General features: G+C 66.8%; 24 protein-coding genes. 21 read left to right on the forward strand and 3 right to left on the reverse strand.

The annotated features are described in order from the left end of the window. The first annotated feature begins 5 nt into the window (after window positions 1-5). From J0J10_RS18160 to J0J10_RS18190, 7 genes are all read left to right on the forward strand, one after another. On the forward strand, window positions 6-776 hold the full coding sequence (locus tag J0J10_RS18160) for a CoA-transferase subunit beta (protein ID WP_291647983.1): 771 nt from the start codon (window positions 6-8) through the stop codon (window positions 774-776). Next, complete coding sequence (gene pcaH / locus J0J10_RS18165) at window positions 773-1,483, forward strand: protocatechuate 3,4-dioxygenase subunit beta (RefSeq protein ID WP_291637551.1); 711 nt, start codon at window positions 773-775, stop codon at window positions 1,481-1,483. Before J0J10_RS18160 ends, pcaH begins: the two co-directional genes overlap by 4 nt. Beyond that, complete coding sequence (gene pcaG, locus J0J10_RS18170) at window positions 1,473-2,054, forward strand: protocatechuate 3,4-dioxygenase subunit alpha (RefSeq protein WP_291647984.1); 582 nt, start codon at window positions 1,473-1,475, stop codon at window positions 2,052-2,054. The genes pcaH and pcaG overlap by 11 nt, the downstream gene beginning before the upstream one ends. Window positions 2,055-2,225: 171 nt before the next feature. After that, window positions 2,226-3,122 (forward strand): 2-dehydro-3-deoxygalactonokinase, encoded by an 897-nt coding sequence (locus J0J10_RS18175; RefSeq protein WP_291647986.1) that lies wholly within the window; start codon window positions 2,226-2,228, stop codon window positions 3,120-3,122. Continuing rightward, window positions 3,119-4,027 (forward strand): ribokinase, encoded by a 909-nt coding sequence (locus J0J10_RS18180; protein ID WP_291647987.1) that lies wholly within the window; start codon window positions 3,119-3,121, stop codon window positions 4,025-4,027. Before J0J10_RS18175 ends, J0J10_RS18180 begins: the two co-directional genes overlap by 4 nt. 140 nt (window positions 4,028-4,167) lie before the next feature. Then, window positions 4,168-4,695 (forward strand): retropepsin-like aspartic protease family protein, encoded by a 528-nt coding sequence (locus tag J0J10_RS18185; RefSeq protein WP_291647988.1) that lies wholly within the window; start codon window positions 4,168-4,170, stop codon window positions 4,693-4,695. Window positions 4,696-4,851: 156 nt separating this feature from the next. Beyond that, window positions 4,852-6,351, forward strand: coding sequence for a phosphomannomutase/phosphoglucomutase (locus tag J0J10_RS18190; protein WP_291647989.1), 1,500 nt, complete (start codon window positions 4,852-4,854; stop codon window positions 6,349-6,351). 311 nt (window positions 6,352-6,662) lie between these two features. Here J0J10_RS18190 and J0J10_RS18195 read toward each other — a convergent pair whose 3' ends face one another. Then, a complete protein-coding gene (locus J0J10_RS18195) occupies window positions 6,663-7,178 on the reverse strand; it encodes a pilus assembly protein N-terminal domain-containing protein (protein WP_291637563.1) in 516 nt (171 codons plus the stop codon). Window positions 7,179-7,591: 413 nt separating this feature from the next. Here J0J10_RS18195 and J0J10_RS18200 point away from each other — a divergent pair, with 413 nt between their 5' ends. The 9 genes from J0J10_RS18200 (at window position 7,592) to J0J10_RS18240 (ending at window position 16,280) form a co-directional block, all read left to right on the forward strand. Beyond that, on the forward strand, window positions 7,592-7,756 hold the full coding sequence (locus J0J10_RS18200) for a Flp family type IVb pilin (protein WP_291647990.1): 165 nt from the start codon (window positions 7,592-7,594) through the stop codon (window positions 7,754-7,756). Window positions 7,757-7,917: 161 nt separating this feature from the next. Continuing rightward, window positions 7,918-8,430: an A24 family peptidase gene (locus tag J0J10_RS18205; protein ID WP_291647992.1), complete on the forward strand. Its 513-nt coding sequence runs from the start codon at window positions 7,918-7,920 to the stop codon at window positions 8,428-8,430. Window positions 8,431-8,555: 125 nt separating this feature from the next. Beyond that, a complete protein-coding gene (gene cpaB, locus J0J10_RS18210) occupies window positions 8,556-9,335 on the forward strand; it encodes a Flp pilus assembly protein CpaB (RefSeq protein WP_291647994.1) in 780 nt (259 codons plus the stop codon). After that, entirely contained in the window at window positions 9,332-10,816 is a 1,485-nt protein-coding gene (locus J0J10_RS18215) for a type II and III secretion system protein family protein (protein ID WP_291647996.1), read from the forward strand. The genes cpaB and J0J10_RS18215 overlap by 4 nt, the downstream gene beginning before the upstream one ends. Window positions 10,817-10,875: 59 nt before the next feature. After that, window positions 10,876-11,592 (forward strand): CpaD family pilus assembly protein, encoded by a 717-nt coding sequence (locus tag J0J10_RS18220; RefSeq protein ID WP_291647999.1) that lies wholly within the window; start codon window positions 10,876-10,878, stop codon window positions 11,590-11,592. Beyond that, on the forward strand, window positions 11,592-12,848 hold the full coding sequence (locus J0J10_RS18225; protein ID WP_291648000.1) for an AAA family ATPase: 1,257 nt from the start codon (window positions 11,592-11,594) through the stop codon (window positions 12,846-12,848). The genes J0J10_RS18220 and J0J10_RS18225 overlap by 1 nt, the downstream gene beginning before the upstream one ends. 1 nt (window position 12,849) lies before the next feature. Then, a complete protein-coding gene (locus J0J10_RS18230) occupies window positions 12,850-14,289 on the forward strand; it encodes a CpaF family protein (protein ID WP_291648002.1) in 1,440 nt (479 codons plus the stop codon). Window positions 14,290-14,310: 21 nt separating this feature from the next. Beyond that, window positions 14,311-15,291, forward strand: coding sequence for a type II secretion system F family protein (locus J0J10_RS18235; RefSeq protein WP_291637580.1), 981 nt, complete (start codon window positions 14,311-14,313; stop codon window positions 15,289-15,291). 11 nt (window positions 15,292-15,302) lie between these two features. Then, a complete protein-coding gene (locus tag J0J10_RS18240; RefSeq protein ID WP_291648003.1) occupies window positions 15,303-16,280 on the forward strand; it encodes a type II secretion system F family protein in 978 nt (325 codons plus the stop codon). A gap of 198 nt (window positions 16,281-16,478) precedes the next feature. Here the strand turns inward: J0J10_RS18240 and J0J10_RS18245 are convergent, their stop codons facing one another. Continuing rightward, window positions 16,479-16,961 carry an MFS transporter gene (locus J0J10_RS18245; protein WP_366825753.1) on the reverse strand — a complete coding sequence of 161 codons (483 nt, stop codon included), beginning with the start codon at window positions 16,959-16,961 and terminating at the stop codon, window positions 16,479-16,481. A gap of 164 nt (window positions 16,962-17,125) precedes the next feature. Here J0J10_RS18245 and J0J10_RS18250 point away from each other — a divergent pair, with 164 nt between their 5' ends. The 5 genes from J0J10_RS18250 (at window position 17,126) to J0J10_RS18270 (ending at window position 22,471) form a co-directional block, all read left to right on the forward strand. Continuing rightward, complete coding sequence (locus J0J10_RS18250; RefSeq protein ID WP_291648005.1) at window positions 17,126-18,283, forward strand: ABC transporter permease; 1,158 nt, start codon at window positions 17,126-17,128, stop codon at window positions 18,281-18,283. A gap of 1 nt (window position 18,284) precedes the next feature. After that, a complete protein-coding gene (locus J0J10_RS18255) occupies window positions 18,285-19,121 on the forward strand; it encodes an ABC transporter permease (RefSeq protein WP_291648007.1) in 837 nt (278 codons plus the stop codon). 82 nt (window positions 19,122-19,203) lie between these two features. Next, window positions 19,204-19,713, forward strand: a complete 510-nt coding sequence (locus tag J0J10_RS18260) for a TOBE domain-containing protein (RefSeq protein ID WP_291648009.1) — start codon at window positions 19,204-19,206, stop codon at window positions 19,711-19,713. A gap of 5 nt (window positions 19,714-19,718) precedes the next feature. After that, window positions 19,719-21,290: an amidohydrolase family protein gene (locus J0J10_RS18265; protein ID WP_291648011.1), complete on the forward strand. Its 1,572-nt coding sequence runs from the start codon at window positions 19,719-19,721 to the stop codon at window positions 21,288-21,290. Then, window positions 21,290-22,471, forward strand: coding sequence for an amidohydrolase (locus J0J10_RS18270; RefSeq protein WP_291648013.1), 1,182 nt, complete (start codon window positions 21,290-21,292; stop codon window positions 22,469-22,471). Before J0J10_RS18265 ends, J0J10_RS18270 begins: the two co-directional genes overlap by 1 nt. 48 nt (window positions 22,472-22,519) lie before the next feature. Here J0J10_RS18270 and J0J10_RS18275 read toward each other — a convergent pair whose 3' ends face one another. After that, window positions 22,520-24,952: a penicillin-binding protein 1A gene (locus tag J0J10_RS18275; RefSeq protein ID WP_291648015.1), complete on the reverse strand. Its 2,433-nt coding sequence runs from the start codon at window positions 24,950-24,952 to the stop codon at window positions 22,520-22,522. Window positions 24,953-25,032: the final 80 nt, after the last annotated feature.

The following is a 25,032-nucleotide window of genomic DNA, read 5'->3' on the forward strand; positions in this document are numbered from 1 at the left end:
GCGTCATGAGCCATACTCCAACCGAGATGATGACCATCGCAGCATCCCGGCTGCTGACCAATGACGATATCTGCTTCGTCGGCATCGGCGCCCCCTCGGCCGCCTGCAACCTCGCCCGGCTGACCCATGCGCCCGGCATCACGCTGATCTATGAATCCGGCACGCTCTCGACGCGGCCGAGCGTGCTGCCGCTCTCGATCGGCGATGGCGAGCTCTGCGACACCGCGCTAACCACCGTGCCGGTGCCGGAGATGTTCCGCTACTGGCTGCAGGGGGGGCGGATCACCATCGGCTTCCTCGGCGGAGCCCAGATCGACCGCTTCGCCAATCTCAACACCACCGTGGTCGGCGACTATGACGCGCCCAAGGTCCGCCTGCCGGGCGGCGGCGGCGCGCCGGAAATCGCCAGCAATTGCGGGCAGATCTTCATCACCATGGCGATGGGTTCGCGCGCCTTCGTCGAGACGCTGCCCTTCATCACCTCTTTCGGCCACGGCACCGGCAAGGGCGATCGCGAGAAGCTCGGCCTCAGGACCAAGGGGCCGACCCGGGTGATCACCGATCTTTGCGTCATGGCGCCGGATCCGGAGACGGCCGAGCTCAGCGTGATCTCGCTGCATCCCGGCGTGACCCGCGAGCAGGTCCAGGCCGGTTGTGGCTGGCCCCTGCGCTTCGCCGCCGATCTCACCGAGACCCCGGCGCCGAGCGCCGAGGAACTCGAGGTGCTGCGCGGCCTGCATGCGCGCACCAGGCAAGCCCATGGAGTGGCGGCATGAGCCTGATCTTCCCGCGCAGCGGCCTGAAAGCCCATCCGCTCAACAACTCGCCGGAGTACAAGAGCACACTGAAGCGGGCGCCCTCGCAGCCGCTGATCCTGCTGCCGCACACGTTGTCGGAGATCAGCGGGCCGGTCTTCGGCCATAGGGCGGTCGCCGAAGGCGATTCCGATCTCACCCGCCAGCATGCCGGCGAGCCGCTCGGCGAGCGCATCATCGTCAGCGGCCGCGTGCTCGACGAGGATGGCCGGCCGGTGCCGCATACGCTGATCGAGATCTGGCAGGCCAATGCCGGCGGGCGCTATGTCCACGTCAAGGACCAGCATCCGGCGCCGCTCGACCCGAATTTCACTGGCGCCGGCCGGGCCCTGACCGATGCCGAAGGGCGCTATCGCTTCGTCACCATCAAGCCCGGCGCCTATCCTTGGCGCAACCACCACAATGCCTGGCGCCCGGCCCATATCCATTTCTCGCTGTTCGGGCCGAGCTTTCTGTCGCGCGTGATCACCCAGATGTATTTCCCCGGCGATCCGCTCTTCCCCTTCGACCCGATCTTCCAGTCGATCACCGATGCGAAAGCGCGCGAGCGTTTGATCTCGCGCTTCGACCTCGACACCACCGAGCCGGAATGGGCGCTCGGCTACCAGTTCGACATCGTGCTGCGCGGCCGCGAGATGACGCCGACGGAGGAGCCGCATGAGCACTGACCGCAAGGCCCCGCTCGCACTCACGCCCTCGCAGACGATCGGGCCGTTCTTCGCCTATGCCCTGACGCCGCGTGCCTATGGCGGCAAGGAGCTCGCCACCGAGCAGGTCGCGGCCGAAGGCGTCGCCGGCGAGCGCATCCGCATCGAGGGCACCGTCTATGACGGCGACGGCGTACCGGTCGGAGACGCCATGATCGAGACCTGGCAGGCCGATGCCGAAGGGCGCTTCAACGCCGCCGGCAATGCCGGTTTCACCGGCTTCGGCCGGGCCGAGACCAGCGCCGAGGGCGCCTATTTCGTCGAGACCGTGCGTCCCGGTGCCCTGCCGGGGCCGAACGGCGCGATGCAGGCCCCGCATCTCGCGGTTTCGGTCTTCGCGCGCGGCCTGCTGGTCCGGTTGGCGACACGGATCTATTTCGACGATGAGCCCGGCAATGCCGGGGATCCGGTGCTGGCCCTGGTGCCGGAAGCGCGGCGCGCGACCTTGATCGCCAAGCGTGGCCCCGGCGGTGTCTTCCGCTTCGACATCCGGCTCCAGGGTGAGGGCGAGACGGTCTTCTTCGACCTCTGACCGGCGCTCCACCATTGCTCCGGCGAGGGTTGGTAGCGAAATGGCCTGCATGCCCATCGACGCATACGGATCACGATTGATCCGGCGCCCTGCTTGGGGCATCGCTCACACGGTCATTCGCCTTAACCCCTGCCCATCCCATGATGCGGGGGGCTCATGCCGGAGCCTGTCATGCCCTCACCCCTGATCGCGCTCGACTGGGGCACGACCCGCGCCCGCGCCTTCCTGATCGGCGAGGACGGCGATGTGCTGGACAAGCGCAGCGCCGATCGCGGTATCCAGTCGGTGCCGGCAGGCGGCTTCCCCGCCGCCTTCGAGGCGATCGCCGGTGATCTGCGCCGGGCCAACCCGGAGGCCGCCATTCTGCTCGCCGGCATGGTCGGCAGCCGCAATGGCTGGATCGAGGCGCCCTATGTCGCCTGCCCGGCGAGCCCGGCTGAGATCGCCGCCGCAGGCCTGCGCGTGACGCTTGACGACGGCACCGCCGCGACCGTGCTGCCCGGCCTCTCCTGTGACGAGGGCGCCTTCGACGTGATGCGCGGCGAGGAGACGCTGGTCGTCGGGCTCGGCCTCGGCGACGGCATCGCCTGCCTGCCGGGCACGCATTCGAAATGGGCGCAGGTCGAGGGCGGCCGCATCACCCGCTTCGCCAGCTTCATGACCGGCGAGGTCTATGGCCTCCTGCGCGAGCATTCGATCCTGTCGCGGCTCGCGGTGGAACCAGCTGAGGAAGACGCCGTCGAAGGCGCGCGCCGCGGCCTCGCCGCCGCCGCGCGGCCGGGAGGTCTGCTCAATGCGGCCTTCGCCGCCCGCTCCGAGGTGCTGGCCGGGCGGATGAGTGGCGGCGCCGTCGGCCCCTATCTCTCCGCGCTTCTGGTCGCGCAGGAGATCGCCGGAGCCCGCGCCCTGTTCGGTGGCCTCGACAACCTGCACCTCGTCGCCGACGGCGTCCTTGCCCGGAGCTATGGCCGGGCGCTCGCAGCCGCGGGGCTCGATCATCAGCTCGTCACGCCGGAAGCCGCCTTCGTCGCCGGCGTGGCGCGCCTCGCTGCGGATCTGCCGGCGTGATCGTCGTCTTCGGATCGCTCAATCTCGATTTGGTGACGCCGGTCGAGCGTCTGCCTGGCCCCGGCGAGACCGTGCTCGGCCCGGGCTATGCCCTCCATCCCGGCGGCAAGGGCGCCAACCAGGCACTGGCTGCGCGCCGGGCCGGTTCCACGGTCGTGCTCGTCGGTGCCGTCGGCCGCGACGCCTTCGCCGATCTCGCTGTGGACTTGCTCGCCGCCGACGGCGTCGACCTGACTCATCTCGCCCGCGTCGCCGCGCCGACCGGCGCCGCCTTCATCGCTGTCGATGCGCAGGGCCAGAACCAGATCGTCGTCGCTGCCGGGGCCAACGCGCAGGCGAGCGCCGACGCGGTGGCGGCGATGGCATTGGGCGAGGGCGACCTCCTGCTGCTCCAGCGCGAGGTGCCCGAGCCGGAATGTGTTCGCGCGGCACAGGCCATGCGCGCAGCCGGCGGGCGCGTGATCCTCAATCTCGCCCCGGCCGGCGTGCCGGCTCAGGAGCTGCTCGGCCTGACCGATATCCTGATCGCCAACGAGCACGAGGCGGCGCTGCTGTCGCAGGGCCTCGGCTGGGAGGAGAGCGAGCCGGACGCGATCGCGCAGCGGCTCGATGCCGAGCGCGGCATCGCCTGTATCGTCACGCTCGGAGCCGACGGCGCCGTCGGCTGGTATGGCGGGGTTCGCCGCCGGCTCGCGGCACCGGAGGTCGCGGTGGTCGACACCGTCGCCGCCGGGGATAGTTTCGTCGGCGCCTTCGCCGCGGCACTGCAGGCCGGTTTCGGCTTTTCGGGCGCATTGCAGCGTGGCCTCGCCGCCGGCTCGCTCGCCTGTACGGTCGCCGGCGCCCAGCCCAGCGTGCCGCGCCGCGAAGCGATCGAGGCGCTGGTCGGGCAGGGCTTCCTGTAGATTCGTCGCGATCGGCTTCCGCGACGGTTAAGCCTGTCGCACCGTCAAGGGCCCTGAAGGGTGCCGTGGCCCGCCGGATTCATGCTTCGTCAGCACTCTGCGCGGCTATCTCGCCCGGGAAACGCGCGAAAGGATGTTGGATGGCGCCGCGGCCGATCTTCTGGTCCCTGGGCATGGCCGGCGCCGCCGGATTGCTGGCGCTGAACTACGCCGGTGATCTCGACCAGATGTCACGGGCCGAGCCGCTGCTCGCCGCCGCCGCCGCTCCGGAGCGCCCGGCTGCCAGCGCCGGTGAGCGCCGCTCGCTGGCGATCAATGCCGATTATCGCGGCCACTACATCGTCCATCCCTCGATCGACAACTACCGCGTCAAGATGATGGTCGATACCGGCGCGAGCTTCATCGCGCTGACCGATGCCGATGCGCGGGCGCTGGGCGTCAAGCCGGAGCGCTCGGCCTATACCTACGCTCTCAGCACCGCCAATGGCGTCGTCCGGGGCGCGCAGGTCAGGCTGCGCGAGGTCCGGCTCGGCGAGATCATGGTCCGCGATGTCGAGGCGGTGGTGCTGCCGGCGGGTGCGCTCCGCATGAGCCTGCTCGGCACCTCCTTCCTCCGCAGGCTTTCGGGCTACGAAGTCCAGGGCGGCCGGATGGTCCTGCGCGGTTGAGAGTACCGGTTTCCATCGCCATTCCGTTAGGCTATGCCCGGCTTGCGTCCCTGCCCTGTCATGCTCAGGCTGCATTCATGTAGCCTGTGGCCTTTCCGCTCAGCATGTCTCCTGCGGGCTCTGCCTGGCCCGCTTTCCTCGAAGATGGATGGCCCGATGTTTCCGAAGCCGCTGCCCGAGCTTTTCCCGAACACCTTCGACTATGAATCGCTGCCGATGGTGAAGCCGACCGGCTTCCGCGAATACGATGCACGCTGGTTCTTCGGGAAAGAGCTCAACCTGATGGGCGTCCAGGCCGTCGGCATGGGGCTCGGCACGCTGATCAGGCGCATGGGCGTCAAGCCCGAGATCGTTACCGCGCATGATTTCCGCAGCTATTCCTCCTCGATCAAGATGGCGCTGGTCACCGGCCTGATGGCGGCTGGCTGCAAGGTCCATGATATCGGCCTCGCCATGTCGCCCATGGCCTATTTCGCCCAGTTCGAGCTCGACGTGCCCTGCGTCGCCATGGTCACCGCCTCGCATAACGACAATGGCTGGACCGGCATCAAGATGGGCGCCCAGCGTCCTGTCACCTTCGGCCCGGACGAGATGGGCCAGCTGCGCGACATCGTCCTCGCCGGCGACTTCGACCTGCCGGGCGGCGGCTCCTACCAGTTCGTGCCGGATTTTCCGGCACGCTACATCGCCGACCTGACCAACCGTCCGAAGATCAAGCGCAAGCTCAAGGTCATCGCCGCCTGCGGCAACGGCACCGCGGGCGCCTTCGCGCCGCAGATCCTGGAGGCGCTCGGTTGCGAGGTCATCCCGATGGATGCCGAGCTCGACCACACCTTCCCGCGCTATAATCCGAACCCCGAAGACATGAAGATGCTCCACGCCATGGCCGACGCCGTGAAGCAGCACGGCGCCGATGTCGCGCTCGGCTTCGATGGCGACGGCGACCGCTGCGGCGTCGTCGACAATCATGGCGAGGAAATCTTCGCCGACAAGATCGGCGTGATGCTGGCGCGCGATCTCGGCAAGCTCAATCCGGGCGCGCAATTCGTCGTCGACGTCAAGTCGACCGGCCTGTTCTCGACCGATCCGGAGCTGCAGAAGCTCGGCGTCAAGACCGATTACTGGAAGACCGGCCACTCCTATATCAAGCGCCGGGTCCGCGATCTCAACGCACTCGCCGGCTTCGAGAAGTCGGGCCACTTCTTCTTCAACGCGCCGGTCGGCCGCGGCTATGACGACGGCGTCGTCACCGCCATCGCCGTGATCGACATGCTCGACCGCAATCCGGGCAAGTCGATGGCCGAGCTCTACGCCGCCGTGCCCAAGACCTGGGGCACGCCGACCATGGCGGCGAAATGCGCCGACGAGATCAAGTACGGTGTCAGCGACAAGATCACCCAGCGAATCCAGGCGATGCAGGCGGCGGGCGAGAAGATCGCCGGGCAGAAGATCGTCGACGTCGTCACCGTCAACGGCGTTCGCGTCGTCAACGAGGACGGGACCTGGGGCCTGATCCGCGCCTCCTCGAACAAGCCCGAGCTGGTCGTCGTCTGTGAGAGCCCGGTCTCGGAAGCGCGGATGCGCGAAATGTTCAAGGCGATCGACGGCGTGCTGCGCGAGAATCCGGAAGTCGGCGCCTATAACCAGACGATCTGAGCGGCCTCGCCGCTTGCTCTCCCGCAGATCCGCTGAAAAGCCGGTCTGCGGGCACGGCGCTACGACCGGGCGGGCCTTTGAGCCCGTCCGAGCTAGAATAACGAACCCGAGCATTCCAGCGCTTCAACGGATGCGGACATGTCTTGGCGCGGCTCTCGCCGCCCGGTGCGTGCTTCGGGAACGCGCCTCTCCCGGAAGCCGAGGATTCCTATAGGATCGGACCGAAAAGTGGACTCCACTTCTCGGAAAGCTCCGATGCGACAACACTGAGATAGATCACCGTGACCGCGTCCGAACGGACGCGCGGCGCTCTAGCGCTTATCGTCCGTCGCCGCGGCGTTGCGGGCCTTGTTCTGACCGCCGACCTCGTCGAAGAAGCGCTTGACGTCGCCGAGTTGCGCCGCAGGCTGGCATTCCGGCGTGCAGGAATAGCTTTCGCGCTCGAGGCCGCGCTGCACGGTCAGGATCGAATCCGAGGCCGCACGGACCCGCACGAAGGATTCCGCCAGCAAGGTGCCATTGGCATCGAGCGCGATCAGATTGGTCACGCCGAAGCTCTTGCCGGTGACCACCATCACGCCATTGCGCTGGACCGTGACATCCGCGATCGCGGGATTGCCGACGATCACGGTCTGCGCCTTTTCGGGCAGGCGGACCACTTTGGCGTGATCGACGGTGACGACTACCGCGCCCTGCTGGCTCTCGGCGGGGGCTGCGGCCGGGGCCGGGGCGGGACGAGTCTGTGCGATCGCGGTGGAGAAGACGGCGCCGCCGGCCGCGATGGCGGCGATGAGGACAAGCCGCGAGGCGGTCATCGCAATCAACATGGTGGCGCCCCAAGGTTTCCAACGGGTCGAGCAAAGCCGAAAATGATGAATCAATCCCTAAAAGGGCGATCTGGCGCGGGCGGATAGGCCCCATTCCTGAGGCAAGGCTTTGGACAATGTGCCAGAATTGGGAGAGACGCCCCCCGAATGGAGGCAGAAATAAAGTTGTCAGCTTGAGTGATGGTACGCAAATACTGTAATAAGTAAAATTATAGCAATATTTATACGCATATTTAACCGTCGAGTTGGGATAGGGCTGTGTTAACCATCCAAGAAGCGTCCGGAAAATTTGCCGAATTCTTGAGTCACTTTAACCGATCAGCAATGCGAGCTGTGTAGCTTCGCAATTGTCGCTGACCGAAGCCGATCCAGAGCAAGGCAGCAGTCAAACCGTGGTGCAAAAGGAGACTACCATGACCAAGTTTTTCGCTCGCTTCGCCAAGGACGAGTCCGGCGCGACCGCCATCGAGTACGGCCTGATCGCCGCCCTGATCGCCGTCGTCGCCATCGCCGGCATGGAAGTGGTCGGTACCAACCTGCTCGCCAAGTTCCAGGAAATCGCGGCCAAGCTCGTCTGACACTGTCGGGCTGACAGGTCCGGCCAGTTACGATCTGTCGAGACGCCCCGGAGAAATTCCGGGGCGTTCTCATTTTAAGAACCTCTGCGACGCCGGCGGTAAGCCTTTGGTCAGCCCGTTGCCGCAGTATCCCAGCCGAACGCTGAAACCGGGTGGATGCCATGTCGCTGCCGCTGATCGCCGTCCTCGTCATCTTCCCCGCCGCGATGGCCTATGCCGCGGCTAGCGACATCGTCACGATGACGATCTCAAACCGGCTCTGCCTGCTGCTGGTCGCGGCCTTCGCGCTCTGCGCCGCCAGCCTCGGTCTGAGCTGGTCCCAGATCGGCTCGCACGTCGCCGCCGGGCTTCTCGTACTCTTGTTCGGCATCGGCCTGTTCGCGGCCGGCTGGGTCGGTGGCGGCGACGCCAAGCTCGTCGCCGCCACGGCGCTCTGGTTCGGCTTCGAACCATTGCTGTCCTATCTGCTGGTGACGGCGATCGCCGGGGGGGTGCTGACACTCCTTCTGCACCAGCTGCGGCAGGCGCCGCTGCCGGGCCGGGCCGAGAACTGGGCCTGGGCGAAGCGACTGCACGGCGTTCAGCAAGGCGTGCCCTATGGCGTGGCGCTGGCGTTCGGCGCACTCGCGGTTCTCCCGCAAACCGCGATCTGGCGGGCTGCGATCGGTGTTTGACCGGGGATCGACGGCTTCCAGCCGAAGGTGTCGGCAAAAAGATACGTTGGGTTAACCATAAGTTGACGATTCCGGCGGCACGATCGGTCTGAGGGCTGGCTCGTGCTGGCCGAGGATCGCCAGCCATGAGTCCCGCCAGAATCGTCATCCTCGCAGTCGCGCTGGTCGCCGGGCTGGGCGCTGCGTTGCTGATCAATCGCCCCCCCAAGATCACCAGCCCGTCGGTGACCAAATACGAACCGGCGCCGACGGTCGAGGTTCTGGTCGCAGCCGCGGATGTTCCGCTCGGCAATCGGCTGGCCGCCAGCGATCTGCGCTGGATCGCCTGGCCGCTGGCCAGTCTGCCGACCGGCGTGATCCGGCGTCAGGATGCACCCGAGGGCGAGGCGGAGTTCGTCGGCCAGGTCGCGCGGGCACAGCTCTTCGGCGCCGAGCCGATCCGCCGCGAAAAGCTGATCCGCACCGATGGCTCGGGTTTTCTCTCCGCCATCCTCCCCGCCGGCAAGCGCGCCATCGCCATCACCACCGAGCGCAGCGGCGCCAACACCGCCGGCGGCTTCATCCTGCCCAATGATCGCGTCGATGTGATCCGCACCAGCCGCGACGACAGCAACAACAGAGACGGCTCGGCGCCCATCAGCGAGGCCGTTCTGGTCAATGTCCGTGTTCTGGCGATCGGCCAGAACGTCCAGGAAAAGAACGGCGAGAAGGTCGTGGTGGGCGAGACCGCGACCCTGGAGCTCGACCCGCATCAGGTCGACATCGTCGCGCTCGCCCAGAAGACGAGTTCGCTCTCACTGGCGCTGCGCAGCCTCCAGGATGCGGGCGAACTGAGCCCCCCGACCACCGAAGGCGGGATGACCCTCGTGCGCTACGGCGTCACCAGCAAGGGCGTGAAGCCATGATCCCCGCCAGCACCGATTTTCGTCTCCGTCGCCCCGCCTTGCCGCGGCGGCGTTTCGCCCTGGCCTTGCTGCCGCTCGGCGCGCTGATCGCGGCCCCGGCGGCGCTGGCGCAGAGCAAGGGCGCCGCCCCGGTGCTCAATGTCGGGGCCAGCGAGCATGCGATCTCGCGCCGGCTCGACCTTTCGATCGGACGCTCGTTGATCGTGGAGCTGCCGCGCGACGCCAAGGAAGTCTTCGTCGCCAATCCCAAGGTCGCCAACGCCGTCGTGCGTTCGGCCCGCAAGCTCTTCGTGATCGGGATGGCCGATGGCTCGACCTCGATGTTCGTCATGGATGCCGAGGGCAGGCAGATCACGGCGCTCGAGATCGAGGTGGGGCGCGATCTCAACGTGCTGCGGCAGACCCTGCGCTCGGCGATGCCGCAGGCGCAGATCCAGGTGAAGCCGGCCGGCAACTCGATCCTCCTGGTCGGCAATGTCGCCAGCGCCTCCGAAGCGACGCAGGCCATGGACATCGCCAACGCCTTCGTCGGTATCTCCGGCGAGGGCACCAATGCCACCAGGGGCGCGGTCATCAATTCGCTGACCATTCGCGGCCGCGACCAGGTCATGGTCAAGGTCGTCGTTTCCGAGGTGTCGCGCAAGGCGATCAAGCAGCTCGGCATCAACTCGACGGGTGAATGGAAGCTCGGCAAGTTCAGCATCACGCCGTCGATCGACACGCCTTTCTCCTTGCAGCCGCAGCAACTCGCGGCGACCGCGATCGGAGCCGGCGTCGGCAACTCCACCAATTTCACGCTGCGGGCGCTGGAGCGCGCCGGATTGTCGCGCGTGCTCGCCGAGCCGACCGTCACGGCGATCTCGGGCGAGAGTGCCAAGTTCACCGCGGGCGGCGAGGTGCCGATCCCGAACGGCTATTCCTGCGACACGACCAATCGCTGCGTTCTGAACATCACCTACAAGCCGGTCGGGGTCTCCCTGAACTTCACCCCGATCGTGATGTCGGAAGGCAAGATCTCGATGCGGATCGCCACCGAGGTCACCGAGCTCGACTTCGAGAACCAGCTTCGCCTCAACCCGACCGAGACCACCGCGGTCAACGCCCCGGGCTTCCGGGTCCGCAAATCCGACACCACGGTCGAGCTGCCTTCCGGCGGCACGTTGGCGACGGCGGGCCTGATTCAGCGGGTTTCACGCCAGGCGATCAACGGCCTGCCCGGCCTGATGAACATTCCGATCATCGGCACGCTGTTCCGTTCGCGCGACTATCAGCGCGAGGAGACCGAGCTGATGATCGCGGTGACGCCCTACATCGTGAAGCCGGTCGACCCCGGACAGCTCAACCGGCCGGATGACGGCTTCGTCGAGGCGCACGATGCCCAGACCGTGCTGATGGGACGGCTCAACAAGATCTACGGAACGACCAGTGGCGGACCTGTGCCTCAGGCCTATCGCGGCCGTGTCGGCTTCATCGCCGACTGAGGGCGGCGGCCATGCATCTGCAAGGGATGGTGAGCGTGACGACAGAGGACAGAACCAGGATGTGCCGCCGCAGCCCGGCAGGTCTGCTTTCCGTGCTCGCGACCGTGCTCGCCCTCGGGGCCTGCGCCAAGGGCGACCTGACGGCGGGCGGCGCTCCTTTCGATACGCGCGAGCGCCATCCGATCGTGCTGCGCGACGCTCCGCGCTCGCTCGATGTCTTCGTCGGCCGCGCCGGCGGCGGGCTCGATCCGCGTCAGGCCGATGATGTTACCCGCTTCGGCCAGGACTATCGTCGCAGTGGCCGCGGCGGCCTAGTCGCCGAAGTGCCGACCGGCTCCGGGCGCGAGCTCGCCGCGCGTGACACGCTCGACGGCATTCGCCGCTCGCTGGCGCAGGCTGGCGTGTCCCAGGGGGCGCTCCAGGTCAGGACTTATCCGGTTGTCGATCCCGGCCTCGCCTCGCCGATCCGCCTGACCTATGCCTCGCTGCAGGCCGGGCTGCCGCATGCCTGTGGGCAATGGCCGGAGGATGCCGGCGTCTCGAGCTACAAGACCGACGCCTCGAACGAGCCGCTGTGGAATTTCGGCTGCTCGACGCAGGCCAATCTCGCCGCGCAGGTCGCCGACCCGCTCGACCTCGTCCGCGCCCGCGGCGAAGGTCGGCTCGACACCCAGAAGCGCATGGAAGCGATCAAGAAGCTGCGCGAAGGCAAGGATCCCTCGACCCTTTATCGCCAGGAGCAGACTGCGATCAGCACAGCCGTCGGAGGCAAGTGATGGCAGCTGGACCGCTTCATGAGACGGAAATGCCCGGCGAGGAGATCATCGCACCGCTGCCGCGCATCACCTTGCAGGCCTTCTGCGAGACGCAGGAAGTCGCTGCCGCGATGCAGGCGGTGACGGCCGACCGGCGTATGGACAAGGCGCAGACCCGCATTCAGATGGGCGGGCCGGCTGCGGCCGTGGAAGCGTTCCGCGCCGCGCCTACGCCGAACGTCATCGTCCTGGAGACGGTCACCGAGCCGGGGCGGCTGATCGCCAGCCTCGATGCGCTTGCCGAAAGCTGCGATCCGGGCACCAAGGTCGTCGTCATCGGCCATGTCAACGATGTCCAGCTCTATCGCGACCTGATCCGCCGTGGCGTCAGCGACTATCTGATCGCCCCGCTCGGCGTGCTCGACGTGCTGCGGACCTTGTCCGAGCTCTACGCCACGCCCGGCGCCCAGACGCTCGGGCGCACCATCGCCGTGGTCGGGGCCAAGGGCGGCGTCGGCTCGTCGACCGTGGCGCATAACCTCGCCTGGGCGATCGGCCGCAATCTCAGCGCCTCGACCGTGATCGCCGACCTCGACATCGCCTTCGGTACGGCCGGGCTCGATTTCAATCAGGATCCGCCGCAGGGGGTTGCCGAGGCGGTCTTCGCGCCCGAGCGCCTCGACGCGAACATGCTCGACCGGTTGCTCTCGCGCTGCAGCGAGAATCTCGCTCTGCTCGCCGCGCCCGCCGTGCTCGATCGTACCGTCGATCTCGGCGAGGATGCGCTCGACCTGTTGCTCGACCTGCTGCGCGCCAGCGTTCCCTGCATCGTGCTCGACGTGCCGCATCTCTGGACGGGTTGGGCAAAACGCACCCTGATCGGGGCCGATGAGGTCGTGATCGTCGCGGCTCCGGAGCTGGCTTCGCTGCGCAACGCCAAGAACATGATGGATCTGCTGCGCGCCGCACGGCCGAACGATTCCGTGCCGCGGCTGATCCTCAACCAGGTCGGTATCGCCAAGCGGCCGGAGATCGATGCCGCCGAATTCGCCAAGGCGCTCGGCGTCGAGGTGCTGAGCGCGATTCCCTTCGACGCGCAGCTCTTCGGCACCGCCGCCAATAACGGCCAGATGGTCGCGGAGGTCCAGTCCGGCGGCAAGGCCGCCGAGGCCTTCATCCAGATCGCGATGGCGCTGACCGGGCGCGGCGAGGCCAAACGCAGCAAGCGCAGCCTGCTCGAGCCGCTGGTTGCCAAGCTGATGCGCCGGAAGGCCTGAGATGTTCGGCAAGAGAACCGCGATCCAGCCGGTTACCTCGGCCAAGGCGGCTCCCACCGCGACGGCTGTCCGGATGGCCGAGGCTCGGCCTGGGACGGTCGAGGCCCGCCGGCCGCCGCCGCCGGCCCCGGTCGAGTCGGTCAAGTCCGACGAATACTACCAGATGAAGAGCATGATCTTCGGTGCTCTCATCGAGGCGATCGATCTCTCCCAGCTTGCCAAGCTCGACGGCGAATCGGCGCGCGAGGAAATCCGCGACATCATCAACGAGATCATCTCGCTGAAGAACGTCGTGCTTTCGATCGCCGAGCAGGAGGAGTTGCTCGACGACATCTGCAACGACGTCCTCGGCTATGGGCCGCTGGAGCCGCTGCTGGCACGCGACGACATCGCCGACATCATGGTCAATGGCGCGAGCCGGACCTTCATCGAGACCGAAGGCAAGATCCAGCTCACCAATATCCGCTTTCGCGACAATGCGCAGTTGATGAACATCTGCCAGCGCATCGTCAGCCAGGTCGGCCGGCGCGTCGACGAGAGCTCGCCGATCTGCGATGCCCGTCTCGCCGATGGCTCGCGCGTCAATGTCATCGCGCCGCCGCTCGCCATTGACGGGCCGGCGCTGACCATCCGCAAGTTCAAGAAGGACAAGCTGACCCTGGACCAGCTGGTCCGCTTCGGCGCGATCGCGCCGCCCGGCGCCGAGATTCTCAAGATCATCGGCAGGGTCCGTTGCAATCTGGTGATCTCGGGCGGCACCGGCTCGGGCAAGACGACGCTGCTGAACTGCCTGACCAACTATATCGAACATGACGAGCGCGTGATCACCTGCGAGGACGCGGCCGAGCTCCAGCTCCAGCAGCCGCATGTCGTGCGTCTCGAGACCCGCCCGCCCAATCTCGAGGGCACCGGTGCGGTCACCATGCGCGATCTCGTCAAGAACTGCCTGCGCATGCGGCCCGAGCGCATCATCGTCGGCGAGGTGCGCGGGCCCGAGGCCTTCGACCTGTTGCAGGCGATGAACACTGGTCATGACGGCTCGATGGGCACGCTGCACGCCAACACGCCGCGCGAATGCCTGAGCCGTATCGAATCGATGATCACCATGGGCGGCTTCAGCCTGCCCTCGAAGACCCTGCGCGAGATGATCTGCTCCTCGATCGACGTGATCATCCAGGCGCAGCGCATGCGCGACGGTTCACGCCGGATCACCCATATCACCGAGGTGATGGGCATGGAGGGCGACGTCATCATCACCCAGGACCTCATGGTCTTCGACGTGCTGGGCGAGGACCCGAACGGCAAGCTGATCGGCCGCCACCGCTCGACCGGGATCGGCCGGCCGCGCTTCTGGGAGAGGGCACGCTATTTCGGCGAGGAGCAACGCCTGGCCGCGGCCCTCGATGAACTCGAGGGCCAGAACGACGCCGGCATGGCGTAACCGGGGGAGCGGGGCAACGCCATGGATCTTGGGCTGATCGCTGCCGTCATCCTCGCCGCCATCTCGGCGGGCGGCGTTGCCTATGCGTTGTTCTACCCCTCGCTCAGCGGCCAGGCCCGGGTCGAGCGGCGGCTCAAGGAGTTTGCGACTCCGGTGATCACGCGCAGCGCAGCAGAGCGCGAAGCGCAGAATCGCGCCAAACGCGGCCAGGTGGCGCAGAGCCTGAAGGATATCGAAAACCGCGAGAAAGCCCGCAACAAGGCGACGCTCGAAGTCAGAATTCAGCAGGCAGGGCTGAGCTGGTCGCGCCGGCAATACTTCATCTTCGCCGCCGTGACGGGCCTTGTCTGCGGCCTGCTCGCGCTGGTCGCGTCCGGCAAGGGGGTGCTCGGTGTCGTCGGCCTGTTCGTCGGCCTTTTCGGCGTGCCTTCCTTCTTCCTGAGCCAGCGTCGCAAGAAGCGCCTGAAACGCTTCTCGAACGAGTTTCCCAATGCGATCGACGTCATCGTGCGCGGCATCAAATCGGGCCTGCCTCTGAACGACTGCCTGCGCATCATCGCCAATGAAGCGCAGGAGCCGGTCAAGACCGAGTTTCGCCTGATCGTCGAGGCGCAGGCGCTGGGCCTCGCCCTGAGCGATGCCGCCGCCAAGCTGTTCGAGCGCATGCCCTGCCCCGAGGCCAATTTCTTCGGCATCGTGCTGGCGATCCAGCAGAAGACCGGTGGCAACCTTGCCGAGACCCTGGCCAATCTCTCCCGCGTCATTCGCGAGCGCCGCAAGATGCGCGACAAGATCGCGGCGGTCTCGATGGAGGCCAAGGCTTCGGCGGCGATCATCGGCAGCCTGCCGGTCGTCGTCGCGCTGCTCGTCTATGTGACGAGCCCCCGTTACATCGAGCAGCTCTGGCTGACCTCGACCGGCCAGGTTGCGCTGCTCGGTGCGGCGGTCTGGATGACGATCGGGATCCTGGTGATGAAGAAAATGATCAATTTCGACATCTGAGGCGACAGAACATGCTTGCGCTCCTCATCGAAAAGGTCACCGACCTCAACTTCATGCTGGCCCTGCTGGGCGGGCTCGCCGTGGCCGCGACGGTCGTCATGGTCGGCACCCCCCTGGTCGAGGGCAATGCTCTGGGCAAGCGGATGAAGAGTGTCGCGACCGAGCGTGACAAGATCCGGGCCCGCGAACGCGATCGACTGGCGCGCCAAGGCGACAAGGTCTCGCTGCGGCAGGAGCCGAAGGAGTTCATGCGCCGCACGGTGGAGCAGTTCAAGCTCGGCGATTGGCTCGGCACGGAGCATGCCAAGAGGCAGCTCGCCATGGCCGGCTTTCGCGGCCAGCAGGCGGAGATCGGCTTCCTGTTCTTCCGGGCGGTCACGCCGGTAGGGCTCTTCCTGTTCGCACTCTTCTATATCTCCTTCGTCAATGATTTCGGGCTGTCGCAGGTCAACCGGATCGCGGTTGCGATCGGTGCGGCCTATCTCGGCATCAAGGCCCCGGAGATCTATCTCTCCAATGCGACCAGCAAGCGTCAGTTCTCGATGCGGCGGGCCTTTCCGGACGCGCTCGACCTGCTGCTGATCTGCGTCGAATCCGGCATGTCGATCGAGCTCGCCTTTCGCAAGGTCTCGACCGAGATCGGAGGCCAGTCGGTGCCGCTGGCCGAGGAGTTCGCGCTGTGCACGGCGGAGCTCTCCTATCTCGCCGAACGTCGCCAGGCCTATGAGAATCTGGCGGCGCGCACCGGGCTCGAAACGGTGAAATCGGTCTGCACGGCCCTGATCCAGGCCGAGCGCTACGGCACGCCGCTCGGTACGGCCCTGCGGACGCTGGCCCAGGAGGGCCGCGACCAGCGCATGAACGAGGCCGAGAAGAAGGCTGCGGCGCTGCCGCCGAAGCTGACCGTGCCGATGATCCTGTTCTTCTTGCCGGTGCTGTTCATCGTGATCATGACCCCGGCCTTCATCAAGCTGGTCACCATGATGTGAGCCGGGCGGTGGTCGACGCCGTTTCACGTCGACCCCGTTCAAGGTGAGGCTGGCGCCGAGCCGGGACGCGCGGATGTTTTGAGCCGCCCTGGCTTTCGGCCCGGCTCTTCGCGAGGGCGCGGACCATGAAACCCAGCCGCTCCCCGCAATGATCGGATGGCCATCGGCAATGGCGCCGCAGGCCCGGATCGCGATCGGCTATGGTGACCGCCGCAGCGCACGCGCATAGCCCGCCGGCCTGAAGCGGCAGGCGAGGATGGCGACCAGGCCGATGGCCCCGGCGTGAACGAGCCAGCCGAACGAGAGACCGCCGGCTCGTTCGCCCAGGACGGCGATGATCCACGGAAAGCTGCCGGCGATCAGGAAACCACCGCCCTGCATGAAGGCCGAAAGGGCGCCTGCGTCGACCGGGTTCTCCAGATGGTCCAGCGCCACGACCATGAACAGCGAGAACGCGCCGCCCATGCCGATGCCGAGCACGATCGCCCAGAAGGCCGGGTTGAGCTCGGGGCGGAATGCGAGCCCGCAGAAACCCAGCAGCTGCAGTCCGAGCGACAGGCCGATCGAGGGGCGCCGATCCAATCTGCTGGAGGCCAGGACGGGGATCGCGAGCGCGGCGATCGCCTGGCTGGTCGCCAGCGCAGCGAGAAGGCTGCCGCTGTCGGTGCTGCTCCAGCCCATCCGCTGATAATAGGGCGCGAGCCAGGCGACGATCGAGGCATAGCTGCCATTGACGATGCCGAATCCGCCTACGCCTTCCTGACCGAAGCCGAACGCGCCACGCTGCCCGCCCCGCGCGCCTCGCGGCCCAGGTGAGCGCGTCGGAGCGAAAGCATCGGCTCAAGATGCTGGCGCTGCTCGCTCCGAGCGTGATGTTCACCGCGCTGTTCTTCGTGCTGCCCCTCGCGCTCTTCATGTTCAGGAGCGTCGACAATCCCGAGATCCAGACCCATTTGCCGCGTACGGCGCAGGTCATGCAGGGTTGGTCGGGGAAAGGCGAGCCCGACGAGGCGGCCTTCGCCGCCATCGCCGCGGATCTCGGCGCGCTCCGCGGCCAACCTTCGCTCGGACTGATCGGGCGGCGGCTCAACTATGCCCTGCCCGGTGCGCGCGGCCTTCTCACCAAGACGGCCCGGCGTCTGCCGATCGCGGAAGGAGCGTCCGCGAAGGAAGCGCTGATCGCGATCGACAAGCAATGGGGCGACCCGGCCCTCTGGGGCGTGCTGCATCAGCAATCCGGGCGCCTGACCGACTTCTATCTCCTCACGGCGCTCGACCTGCGAAAATCACCCGAGGGCGAGCTGCAGCGCGTCGCCCCGGACCAGCGCATCTTCATCGACCTCTACGGCCGGACCTTGTCGGTCAGCCTGACCGTCACCGCCCTGTGCCTGCTCATCGGCTTTCCGGTCGCGGCGGTGATGGCGAGGGCCGGAAAGCGGGCCGCCAGCTGGATGCTGATGCTCGTCCTGGTGCCGTTCTGGACCTCGCTGCTGGTGCGCAGCACCGCCTGGGTCATCCTCCTCCAGAACGAGGGGCTGGTGAACAAGACGCTGATGGCGCTCGGCATCATCAGCTCGCCTTTGCCGCTGGTGTTCAACCGGGCGGGCGTGATCATCGCCATGGTCCACGTCCTGCTCCCCTATGCGATCCTGCCGATCTACAGCGTGATGAAGGGGATCTCCGGCAACCATCTGCGCGCGGCCGCCTCGCTCGGCGCCTCGCCGCTGCGCGTCTTCCGGACGGTCTACCTGCCCTTGACGCTGCCCGGCGTGGCGGCCGGCGGGACGCTGGTCTTCGTCCTGTCCGTCGGCTTCTACGTCACGCCGGCGCTCGTCGGCGGCCCGGGCGACCAGATGATCGGCTATTTCATCGCCTACTTCACCAATTCGGCGGTGAACTGGGGCCTCGCCTCGGCGCTCGGCGCCTTCCTGCTGATCGTGGTCGCAGCGATCTACCTGGCCCTGGGCAAGCTCGTCGGCTTCAACCGTCTGCGGGTGCGCTGAGATGAGATCCGGTTCTTCCACCCCCTTCATCGAGCGGCTGGCTCTCGGCGGGATTCGCGCCTTCGCCGTCGCGGTCCTGGTCTTCCTGGTCGCGCCGATCTTCGTCGTGTTCCCGCTGTCCTTCACGGCGGGCCAGCTCCTGGTCTTTCCGCTCCCGGGCTGGTCCCTGCAATGGTACCGCGAGTTCTTCACCAGCCCGCTCTGGACCGGTGCGCTGCTCAACAGCCTGTTCGTCGGTATCGTGACGACGATCGTCGCGACCTTGCTCGGCACGATGGCAGCGCTCGGGCTTCATGGCGCGCGGTTCCGGCTCAAGCCCCTCGTCATGGCGCTGCTGGTCACGCCGATCGCCGTGCCGGTCGTCATCATTGCGGTCTCGGCCTTCTATTTCTTCGCGGCGGTCAACCTCGTCGGCACCTATATCGGCCTGATCCTGGCCCATGTCGCGCTGGCGCTGCCCTTCGTGGTGATCACCGTCTCGGCGACGCTGCAGAGCTTCGACCCCAATCTGCCGCGGGCCGCCGCGAGCCTGGGGGCCTCGCCTCTGCGCACGTTCCGGACGGTGACCTTGCCGATCATCGCGCCCGGCGTGGCCTCGGGCAGCGTCTTCGCCTTCGTCACATCGTTCGACGAGCTCGTCATCGCCCTGTTCATCACCAGCCCGCAACAGCGCACGCTGCCGCGGCAGATCTTCAGCGGCGTCAGCGAGAACATCTCCCCCACGATCACCGCTGCGGCCGTCGTGCTGCTGCTGGTCTCGGTCGTCCTGATGCTGGTGATGGAATGGCTCCGGGCCCGCTCGGAGCGGATGCGGCGTCCGGCAGGAGCAGAGCAATGACCGTAGAGATCGCAGACCTCGTCATCTCCGGAGGCCTGGTCGTCGCGAGCTCAAGCAGATCCACGAGCGCCTCGGCGTCACCATGGTCTATGTCACGCATGATCAGGAAGAGGCCCTGACCATGTCCGACCGGATCGCCGTTTTCGACCAGGGCCGGATCCAGCAGCTCGCGCCCCCCGAAGAGCTCTACGAAAGCTCCGCAAACGCCTTCGTCGCCGGCTTCATCGGCGAGAACAACACGCTGGAAGGGGAAATCGTCGGGAGCGCGCAGCGCATCGTCACGGTTCGCCTGGCCCCGGACGTCCTCGTGACGGCGACCGCGATCGATCCGCTCGCGGTCGGCGATCGCGCGGTGCTCTGCCTGCGTCCGGAGCGGATCAGCCTGGCTCCCGAGGCGGCAGACAATGCCTTCACGCTCAAGGTCGAACGGCTGGTCTATCTCGGCGAAGCCACGCGCGTCGTCTTCAGCCTCGGCGGCCAGGAGCTGATCGCGAAGGGCGACCCGATGAAGGTGCCGGTCAGCCTCGCCCGCGACGCTTTGGTGCAGGTCGGATGGCGAACCGCCGATTGCCGGGCCTTTCGTAGGGAATGACGGGCATGTCGTCGCAGGAACGGGCGGACCACGCCGGCCCGGTGATCGTGCGCGGGCGGCATATCCTGTGCGGTATCGACGGCGACGACCGGGCGGAACTGCATGCGGGCGGCGCGCTGCTGGTCACAGGCGGCCACATTGCCGGGTTCGGCTCCTTCGAGCAGCTGTCGACCGCCCATCCCGCGGCGCAGGTCTTCGGATCGGCCGGCGACATCGTGATGCCGGGGCTGGTGAACGCCCACCACCATACCGGGCTCACCCCGCTCCAGCATGGCACGCCCTTCCTGCCGCTCGAGCTCTGGCTGCCGCGCTTCATCGGCTGGCGAACGGTCGACCCGTATCTCGATACGCTCTACTCGGCCATCGAGATGGTCGAGTCCGGCGTCACCGCCGTCCAGCACATCCATGGCGGGCCGACGGGGCCGCGCGAGGGCTGGCTTGCTGCGCCCGACGCCATCATGCGCGCCTATCGCGACATCGGCATGCGCGCCTCCTACTCCTTCATGTGGCGCGACCGGAACAGGTTCGTCTACGGCGCGCAGGAGGCCTTTCTCGGGTCGTTGCCTCCCGAGCTTCGCGCACCTCTCGAGGGCATGATCTCCACGACGCCAAGCGCGGTCGGGGAGCTCGCGGCGCATTTCGAGGCCCTGCATGACCGCTTCGGCATGGCCGAGGACGGGCTGAGTTGCGTGCAGCTCGCGCCGGCGAACCTGCAATGGTGCACGCTCGAAAGCCTCGTCGCCCAGCGCAAGCTGGCGGAGCACTATGATGTCGGCCTGCGCATGCATCTGCTGGAGACACCCTATCAGCGGCATTTCGCGGCGATGGACACCGGCGGCAGCGCGGTCCGGCACCTGTCCGATCTCGGCCTGCTCGGCCCGAAGATGACGATCGGCCACGGCATCTGGTGCACCGAAGCCGATATCGATCTGCTGGCGAGCACCGGAACCTGCGTCTGCCATAATGCCAGCTCGGGCCTGCGCCTGCGCAGCGGTGTCGCGCCGGTGAAGGAGTTCCAGCAGGCCGGCATCACGGTGGCGCTGGGCATCGACCAGGCCGGCATCAACGATGACCGCGACATGGTGCAGGAGATGCGCGTCGCCTGGAATCTCCAGCGTTCGCCGGGCCATGATTTCGAGCCGCTGTCGGAGCGCCAGATCTTCCGGATGGCGACCGAGAACGGCGCCGCGACCACCGGGTTCGGCGCGTTGATCGGCCGGCTGGAAGTCGGCCGGGCCGCTGACATCGTCATCGTCGATGGCGCCTTGCTGTCGCGACCCTATCTCGATGGCGATACCGACATCGTCTCGGCTCTGGTCCAGAGAGCCAAATGCGGCATGATCCGCGATGTCCTGATCGATGGAAGGGCGGTGCTGCGCGACGGCAAGCTCGCCGCGATCGACAAGGAGGCGGTGCTCGCCGAACTCGAGACCGCGCTGCAGCGCCCGCCGACCGAAGCGGAACAGGCTCGCCGCGCTCTGGCGACTGCTCTGCACCCTTATCTGCAGGCCTTCTATCGGGACTGGCCGATGCCCGCGCCCGAAACGGGCTTCCGCAGCTTCAATGCGAGATATTGATGAGCGCGACCTCCGACCTGACCCTCAATCGAGCCCGGCTTGCAGACGGCCGTCTGGTTTCCATCGATATCTCCGGCGGCAGGATCGCTGCCCTGCGTCCCGCCGGCGATCCCGTGCGGCGTGGCCGGGAGTTGGACCTCGGTGGCCAGTTGGTGCTGCCGGGCCTGACCGACGGCCATGTCCATCTCGACAAGACCCTGCTGGCCATGCCCTGGCGACCGCATTGCTCCGCCCCTTCGATCCGAGCGCGTATCGAAGACGAGAAGGCGCATCGCCGCGCCAATCCGGCCTCGCTTGTGGAGCGTGGCGCCGAGAAGCTGCTCGAGACCGCGCTGCGCCTCGGCACGACCAGCCTTCGGACCCATGTCGACATCGACGAGGTCTCAAAGCTCGATACGCTGAAGGAGGTGCTTGAGCTGCGCGAGCGCTGGGCGGATCGGGTTCAGATCCAGATCGTCGCCTTTCCCCAGAGCGGTGTCGTGACCTGCCCGGTCGCCGCCGGATACCTGGAGGAAGCCCTGCGCATGGGCGCCGATTTCATCGGCGGGCTCGATCCCGTCGGCATCGATGGCGACCAGAAGGGTCAGCTGGACGTCATCTTCGGCCTGGCGGAACGCTATGGGCGCGGGCTCGACATCCATATGCACGATGGTGGCGAGATCGGCCTTGCCGAGATCGACGATATCGTGGCCCGCACGCGCGCCGCCGGCCTGGAGGGGCGCACGACGATCAGCCACGCCTTTGCCCTCGCCGATGCCGACCCCGCCCGGCTGGACGCGACCGCGAAGGGCCTGCGCGAGGCAAAGGTCTCGATCCTGTCCAGCGTTCCGGGTGGGGATCGCTGCCCGCCGATCCCGAAGCTGCGCGAACTGGGCGTCGACGTCTTCTTCGGCTCCGACAATATCCGCGACTGCTGGAACCCCTCCTCCGTCATCGGCATGGTCGATCGGGCCATGCTCGCGAGCTACCGCTTCGGGCTGCGGCGCGACGAGGACATCGCCGCGCTGCTCGACCATGTCACGACGATCCCGGCGCAGGTCGCCGGGCTGGGAGAGGGCGGGGTCGAGGTTGGCGCACGCGCCGACCTGATCGCCTTCGACGCGGCGCATCCGCCGCAGATCATCGTCGAGCGCCAGCTACCGAACATCGTGATCGCAAAGGGAGCGATCATGCATTCCTGAGGCCGGCAACCGCAGCAGCGCGCGGCTTGCCCCGGTCCGCCCGCGGCTTCAATAGAGCCCCCCGGAGCCGGAGGTCAGCGCCGCGCGGTCCTGCTGCCCGGCCGGCAGGCTGTCCGAGAAGCGCGGAAGGGCGGTTTCGGCAGGCGCTGTGCCCGGCTTGAAGGCTTCGAGAATGCCGCCATCGCTGGTGCGCAGGCCGGAGCCCGGATCGACGCGGATCAACTTGATCCCGGTCGGGACCCGGAACGGGACGCCGGGCTTGCCGTGCAGGGCAGCGCTCATGAAATCGCGGAAGATCGGCGCGGCATACCGGCTGCCCCAGGCGGAGGCGCCGAGCGGGGTCGGGTTGTCATGGCCGATATAGACCCCGACGGCCAGGTCCGGCGAGAAGCCGATGAACCAGAGATCCTTGGCGCCGTTCGTCGTGCCGGTCTTGCCGCCCAGCGGCTTGCCGACCGATTGCACGACCCTTGCCGTACCGGCCCGCACCGTGCCTTCGAGGATCGAGACCATCTGATAGGCCGTCAGGGGATCGATGACCCGGTCGGAGCGGTCCGTCAGCTTCGGCTCGGCCTGGCCTGCCCAGCGCGTCGCCGCGCAGCCCGGGCAGCTCCGGCGATCATGCCGGAAAATCGTCCTGCCGTGCCTGTCCTGGATCCGGTCGACCAGTGTCGGGCGAATACGCTTGCCGCCGTTCACCAGCATGGCGTAGGCGGCGGTCATGCGCATCACCGTCGTCTCGACCGCGCCCAGGGCGCCCGAAAGCACGAAAGGCATGTCGTCATAGACGCCGAAGCGCCGGGCATATTCGCCGACTAGCGGCATGCCGATATCCCTGGCGAGCCGCACCGTCATGAAATTCTTGGAACGCTGGATTCCGTTTCGCAGGGTCTGCGGACCGGTGCCGCCGGCCCGTCCGGCATTTCTCGGCCGCCAGGTGCCGAGACCAGCGCCCTGTTCGATTGCGACGGGCTCGTCCGGGATCAGGCTCGTGGGCGTGTAGCCATTGTCGAGCGCTGCCGCGTAGACGAAGGGCTTGAACACCGATCCCGGCTGACGAAGCGCCTGGGTCGCCCGGTTGAACTCGGACTGGTCGTGAGAGAACCCGCCGACCATTGCGAGAACCCGGCCGGAGAAGGGCTCCATCGCCACGATTGCACCATTGATCTGCGGAATTTGCCGTAGCCGGACGCGGGCCGGATCTTTCGCACCGGGCTCGACATAGACGACATCACCCACCGACAGGAGCTGCGAGACGCGCGCGCGCCTGGTCCAGCGGATCCCATCCCTTGCGAGGGTGACGATACGGCGCTCGGCGCGCAGGTTTCCGGCGGCGTCGAGCAGGGGATGAAGTCCGATGCGGGCCGCATCGCCGGCGACCTTCAACACCACACCCAGCCGCCAGGGCGCCACGTCGCCCAGGACCTTGAGCGCGCCCAACGCCTGCCCCCAATCGCCATCGCCGAGATCGAGCTTCTGAACCGGCCCACGCCAGCCCTTCGTCTCGTCATAGCGCACCAGCCCGTCGACCAGCGCCTTTCGCGCCATCAGCTGCAGCTCGGGGTCGACGGTGGCCCGGATCGACAGGCCGCCTTCGATGAGCTTCTTCTCGCCATAGCGATCCTGCACCTCGCGCCGGATTTCCTCGACGAAGTAACCGGCGGCGATGTTGTTCGGCGAAACCGTATAGGGGGTGACGCCCAGGGGCTGCCGTTTGGCCTCCTCGCCAGCCGCATGCTGGACGTATCCGTTCTCCACCATCCGATCGATGACGTAGTTGCGCCGCTCGATCGCGCGCTCGGGATTGCGGAAAGGGTGCAGGTCCGTCGGCGCCTTCGGCAGGGCGGCGAGATAGGCGGCCTCGCGAAGCTCGAGCTCGTGCACGGACTTGTTGAAGTAGTTCAATGCCGCAGCCGCGATGCCATAGCTGCCGCGGCCCGGGGTCGGCGCGCCGAGATAGATCGAGTTCAGATAGAGCTCGAGGATCTTCTCCTTCGAGTAGGCGCCTTCGATCCGCTGGGCGACGAGCGCCTCGCGGATCTTGCGCTCCAGGCTGGCCTGCGTTCCGACGAGAAAGTTCTTCGCGACCTGCTGCGTGATCGTCGAGGCGCCCTGCGGCCTTCGCCCGGAGCCGAAATTGCGCAGATTCGAGAGCGCGGCCCGGGCGAGACCGGTGAAGTCGATGCCGGAATGCCGGTAGAAATTCTTGTCCTCGGCCGAGATATAGGCCTCGATCACGCTTCGGGGGACAGCGGAGATCGGCAGATAGAGCCGCCATTCACGGGCGAACTCACCGATGAGACGTCCGTCGGCGGCGTGAACCCGCGAGGTAACCGGAGGCTCGTAATCCTGCAGTTTTTCGAAGCCGGGTAAATCTCTAGAGTAATGCCAGATTATAAGCCCGGTCGACGCAAAGCATGAGACTGCTATAATTGATATAGAAGATGCTATACCGGCGATGAATCGAAGAATAATACGCATGATGCGGGGTTGATGTAAATAAAATGCGGCATAAATTTGAAGAAAAGAAAAAAATTGCTATCTTATATTATGTGTCGATT

Origin of the sequence: Allobosea sp., from assembly GCF_017308075.1 — a bacterium.
Lineage (GTDB): Bacteria > Pseudomonadota > Alphaproteobacteria > Rhizobiales > Beijerinckiaceae > Allobosea.

Coding starts and splice junctions, on each gene's coding strand:
- J0J10_RS18160 (WP_291647983.1), top strand. CDS start 6: ATGAGCCATACTCCAACCGAGATGATGACCATCGCAGCATCCCGGCTG.
- pcaH (WP_291637551.1), top strand. CDS start 773: ATGAGCCTGATCTTCCCGCGCAGCGGCCTGAAAGCCCATCCGCTCAAC.
- pcaG (WP_291647984.1), top strand. CDS start 1,473: ATGAGCACTGACCGCAAGGCCCCGCTCGCACTCACGCCCTCGCAGACG.
- J0J10_RS18175 (WP_291647986.1), top strand. CDS start 2,226: ATGCCCTCACCCCTGATCGCGCTCGACTGGGGCACGACCCGCGCCCGC.
- J0J10_RS18185 (WP_291647988.1), top strand. CDS start 4,168: ATGGCGCCGCGGCCGATCTTCTGGTCCCTGGGCATGGCCGGCGCCGCC.
- J0J10_RS18190 (WP_291647989.1), top strand. CDS start 4,852: ATGTTTCCGAAGCCGCTGCCCGAGCTTTTCCCGAACACCTTCGACTAT.
- J0J10_RS18195 (WP_291637563.1), bottom strand. CDS start 7,178: ATGTTGATTGCGATGACCGCCTCGCGGCTTGTCCTCATCGCCGCCATC.
- J0J10_RS18200 (WP_291647990.1), top strand. CDS start 7,592: ATGACCAAGTTTTTCGCTCGCTTCGCCAAGGACGAGTCCGGCGCGACC.
- J0J10_RS18205 (WP_291647992.1), top strand. CDS start 7,918: ATGTCGCTGCCGCTGATCGCCGTCCTCGTCATCTTCCCCGCCGCGATG.
- cpaB (WP_291647994.1), top strand. CDS start 8,556: ATGAGTCCCGCCAGAATCGTCATCCTCGCAGTCGCGCTGGTCGCCGGG.
- J0J10_RS18215 (WP_291647996.1), top strand. CDS start 9,332: ATGATCCCCGCCAGCACCGATTTTCGTCTCCGTCGCCCCGCCTTGCCG.
- J0J10_RS18220 (WP_291647999.1), top strand. CDS start 10,876: ATGTGCCGCCGCAGCCCGGCAGGTCTGCTTTCCGTGCTCGCGACCGTG.
- J0J10_RS18225 (WP_291648000.1), top strand. CDS start 11,592: ATGGCAGCTGGACCGCTTCATGAGACGGAAATGCCCGGCGAGGAGATC.
- J0J10_RS18230 (WP_291648002.1), top strand. CDS start 12,850: ATGTTCGGCAAGAGAACCGCGATCCAGCCGGTTACCTCGGCCAAGGCG.
- J0J10_RS18235 (WP_291637580.1), top strand. CDS start 14,311: ATGGATCTTGGGCTGATCGCTGCCGTCATCCTCGCCGCCATCTCGGCG.
- J0J10_RS18240 (WP_291648003.1), top strand. CDS start 15,303: ATGCTTGCGCTCCTCATCGAAAAGGTCACCGACCTCAACTTCATGCTG.
- J0J10_RS18245 (WP_366825753.1), bottom strand. CDS start 16,961: ATGGGCTGGAGCAGCACCGACAGCGGCAGCCTTCTCGCTGCGCTGGCG.
- J0J10_RS18250 (WP_291648005.1), top strand. CDS start 17,126: ATGCTGGCGCTGCTCGCTCCGAGCGTGATGTTCACCGCGCTGTTCTTC.
- J0J10_RS18255 (WP_291648007.1), top strand. CDS start 18,285: ATGAGATCCGGTTCTTCCACCCCCTTCATCGAGCGGCTGGCTCTCGGC.
- J0J10_RS18260 (WP_291648009.1), top strand. CDS start 19,204: ATGGTCTATGTCACGCATGATCAGGAAGAGGCCCTGACCATGTCCGAC.
- J0J10_RS18265 (WP_291648011.1), top strand. CDS start 19,719: ATGTCGTCGCAGGAACGGGCGGACCACGCCGGCCCGGTGATCGTGCGC.
- J0J10_RS18270 (WP_291648013.1), top strand. CDS start 21,290: ATGAGCGCGACCTCCGACCTGACCCTCAATCGAGCCCGGCTTGCAGAC.
- J0J10_RS18275 (WP_291648015.1), bottom strand. CDS start 24,952: ATGCGTATTATTCTTCGATTCATCGCCGGTATAGCATCTTCTATATCA.